Below are 3,842 nucleotides of genomic sequence, written 5' to 3'. Positions count from 1 at the left end.
TTCCGTTGATAATCCCTGCACTCAGAGAAAGGAAATTAAACTGAGTAGGAAGTCCACATACCATAACCGTACTTGGTTGTGCAGGATCTGCAGCAGGAATACCCGGAGTAACAAATGGGTTAGGTGTAAGATTAGGATCGTTGAATGCTGAGCTTAAGCTTGCGGTACCGGTCCATTTCATTGAAAACCCATCAGGTGATCTTCTGTGGTTGTTGATTACCAGATAATAGGTTTCTCCGGCTAATGCATTGATATAAGGGCTCCATTTATCAGCATTCATGCTGGATGTCTGGCCCGGAGGATTGACAGGAAATACTGCAGGTGGATTTAGAGTCAGGTCAAGCCCGGTATCTCCACCGGTCCCTGAATAATTACATCTTAAAGGCTGTATAAAAATATTGCCGGGAGTTTGCAGGGAAGCACATCCTCCATTCGTAGGCCCATACACTGCAAAATCATAATCGTCTGACTGCACGTTGGGTACAATGGTAAAGGCAAGAGTTCCTGAAGTGGATACGCTGAAAGTGTACCATACTGTAAAAGTTTCATTTACGGATAAACATCCTCCATGCTGATTGAGGGTTTCCAGTATACTTCCAGGGCCTGATGGGGTATAGGAAATATCGGAATCCCCACATATTGGAATGGCTGTGATGCAATCCGATTGCGAGTAAAATACCTGGGATATAAAGAAAATTAAAATAAGTAGTAATTTTTTCATTGTTGAAATGATTTTTTTAAAACAAAATTGAAGGGGGGTAAAAAAACAAAATGGGAGCAGTTCTGTTGGCAGGTGCTCTTTGTTTTTTACGTCAAAAATAAAAGTAGTAAAAGTTTATTCATAAGCGGATATTTTGTGTAGCAAATATAGAAAATTATTAACGTTAAATTAAAGATTTTGAGATATATTTAAAGAAAGTGATGGTTTGATGTTTAAAAAAGCAATATCGTTTCGGAGCCAATATTTATGGAAATAAAAAAACAAACCCAGAATAGAATCTCTATCCTGAGTTTGAAATATGTCTGTGGGTAGATCACTAGGTAATCAGTGTATTATTCTCTGTTTTTTACCATAATCCATCCTGTGAATTTGAAAGGCGTATTCTTTTTGTCATTTTCACTCCATGTTACAGAATACCAGTAGGTTCCTGTAGGTATTTTTTTACCGGCAATAGTTCCGTCCCATTTGTATCCGTTAGATTTGTCTCCCTGATGGATTTTTGTTCCGTATCTGTCGAAGATGTTCAGTATAAGATTTTGTTTATCTGCCATTGCAGAATAATCTACCACGTCATTTACCCCATCACCGTTTGGAGTAATAACGTTGATGAGATTAGGAACAACCACGGAAATTTCAATCGGATCACAGTCATAAGAATCTTTTACATATACTTTATGATTCCCTCTTGATATATTGGTGAATGTATTGGATTCCTGCCAGTTGATGTTGTCCATAGAATACCGGTAAGCAGGAGTTCCTCCTATAACATTGATGCTTATAGTACTGTTGGAGATATCTATACTTGATACTACAGGCTGCTCTGAAGGATATACTTTTACTGTTTGTAAAGTAATACAGTCTCCGGTTTTCAGTTTTACCCAGTAAGTACCTACCCCTGCATTGGAGATGGATTGGGTGGTGGCTCCGGTGCTCCATTCATAGCTTTTGAATCCAGGTCCTGCATCTAAAGTTGTTGTATCTTCCATACAGATGATCTTATCTGCCAAAATATCAGACTTTACCGGAGGAAGTACCGTTAAAGTTACTTTGGCAATAGAATAGCAGCCTCTGCTATCAGATACTCTTACATAGATCACCCCATTTGGAGCGATATAGTCTGTGAAGTTTAATATTTCATTAGTTTGGTCTATAGCATCAGTCAGTGATGGGTAATACTTTTTTATAGCACCCGGCTGATTGGTTACTAATGCATTATTAAGGTTGAACGAGCCTGTAGAAGGATTAGTTTCAATAAAACAGGTTCTGAGCTCTGCATCATTTACAACCACTACAGCATAAAGATTAAGATTGATTTGTGCTACATCGGAACATCCCTGCGGAGTAGTTACCGATACAAATACTACATTCGTTGAAGACAAATAAGCGTAAGGGTTCGTAATTTCGTTAGTTCCTGCATTGAGGTCAGCCATGGTAGGATAATATTTTTTTATCGCTGTACCTGCCGGATCATCAAATACATTGGCTGTTGTGAGGTCAAAAGTGGCAGTACCTGCACCATTATTGTTGCACATAGTTAGTGTGGCGTCGGTAGCGGTAATATTTCCCTGCTTGAATTTAAACTTACCAATTTGCCTGCATGAATTTATCGGATTATTCGGATCGGTAGGATCTTCATAATGAATACTGTAATAATAGACGGTTGTTGTATTGACAGTCTGAGGAGTTAAAATGGGATTGTTTCCTGCTAGAGCATCATTTTGGCTGGTGTGGTAAGTAACGAAAAAGTTAGCATTACCATTAACAATTCCAGCTGTTAAACTGCTAAAATCAAAAACAGCAGGATCAGTACAAATAACTACTTCATTTGGATCAGCCGGATTGGCATTAGGAGCTCCAGGTGTAATGAATGGGTTGGGAGTAAGTGCCGGATCGTTGAATGGAGAAGCTAAAGATGCTGTACCTCCCCAAGTTAAAGAGAACCCTGTGATGTTAAAGCTATAGTTATTTACGAGTAGATAGTAAGTTTCTCCCGGTAAAACATCCATATATTTTGCCCAGCCATCAGCATTGGAACCTGGCTGTCCAAAATAATCATAAGGATCAGTTGAGGTCATATTCAGACCTGTAGCTCCAGTTCCACCTGGTGTTGAACATCTGATTGTATTTCCTTTGTTGGCACATGTTATATTAGGTCCCCATACATACCAGTCGTAGTCAGATCCAGTAGCCGGTGTGATTGCAAAAGTTAAAGTTCCTGCAGTGGCTACGGTAAACTTATACCATACAGAATATCTTTCTTGATAAGTACCGCAGTTTGATTCAGGTAATTCCTGGATTCCCGGTCCATCAGGAATGTAGGATATATCAGAGTTTCCACAAACAGAAAGCGCTGTGATACAATCCTGTTGTGCTGAGACGGCCTGAGTAATAAATAATATTAGAATCAGTAGATATTTTTTCATTTTGATCAGTTTAAAATTTTCAATCCTTATCTATTGTTTAGGTTTAAATTAGCTGTTTTCCCCAACCGGTATTTGCCGGAAGTGGTCAATTGTTCATCTGAGTGCTTGGAGGGAAGTGCGTGCTGAGGTCTGTTTATTTCTATGTTGCCCTGCTTGAATTCAGGAGATATGGTATATTTTCTAACCTTAGGATTGAAACTAAAGACCCGTCATATTTGCTGATTAAATGTGTTGATTTATCAACTTGTAAACCAGTGATTTGAATGGTTTTGTCTGAGGTGGCATAGCCCCGTGCTCCAAAACTTGCTATGAAAAAGCATAAAATTAGTAAAGGTTTATTCATAAGGGGATGTTTTATCAGCAAATATAAAAAATAAATAACGTTAAATTAAAGATTTTGAGATATATTTAATGAAAACGGGATTTAATGTGTAATATTATATTTATTATTTTTAGACCAACGAAAATGCGTATGAATGTATTTTAATCTGATAAAGCTGAGATCAGCATCGTCTGTTTTTACACCTTGTTATAGTAGAAGTGCAAAAGGAAAGTTATTTAACTTTAGCTACTATTAATAATAAAACTACTGTAAACAGGCGGTTCATTATGTTGATAAAAAAAATCACCCCGGTCCGGGGTGATTTACATAAGGTTATGAATAAAATTTATTCTTTATTTTTCACCAATACCCATCC

Annotated in this window: 1 protein-coding gene and 1 pseudogene; both read right to left on the bottom strand. The window is 37.7% G+C overall.

The window, feature by feature from the left end:
- Window positions 1–721: pseudogene (locus tag MP477_RS22630) on the bottom strand (gliding motility-associated C-terminal domain-containing protein); the annotation flags it as partial.
- 332 nt (window positions 722–1,053) lie between these two features.
- Window positions 1,054–3,144, bottom strand: coding sequence for a T9SS type B sorting domain-containing protein (locus MP477_RS22625; protein ID WP_257192283.1), 2,091 nt, complete (start codon window positions 3,142–3,144; stop codon window positions 1,054–1,056).
- Between the last annotated feature and the right edge of the window lie 698 nt (window positions 3,145–3,842).

The organism is Chryseobacterium sp. WG23 (assembly GCF_024586575.1).
Classification (GTDB): domain Bacteria; phylum Bacteroidota; class Bacteroidia; order Flavobacteriales; family Weeksellaceae; genus Chryseobacterium.
This window is presented reverse-complemented; position numbering and strand designations above follow the sequence as displayed.

Bases quoted from the DNA above. Each gene is read 5' to 3' on its own strand.
- MP477_RS22625 (WP_257192283.1), bottom strand. From the start codon at position 3,144: ATGAAAAAATATCTACTGATTCTAATATTATTTATTACTCAGGCCGTC.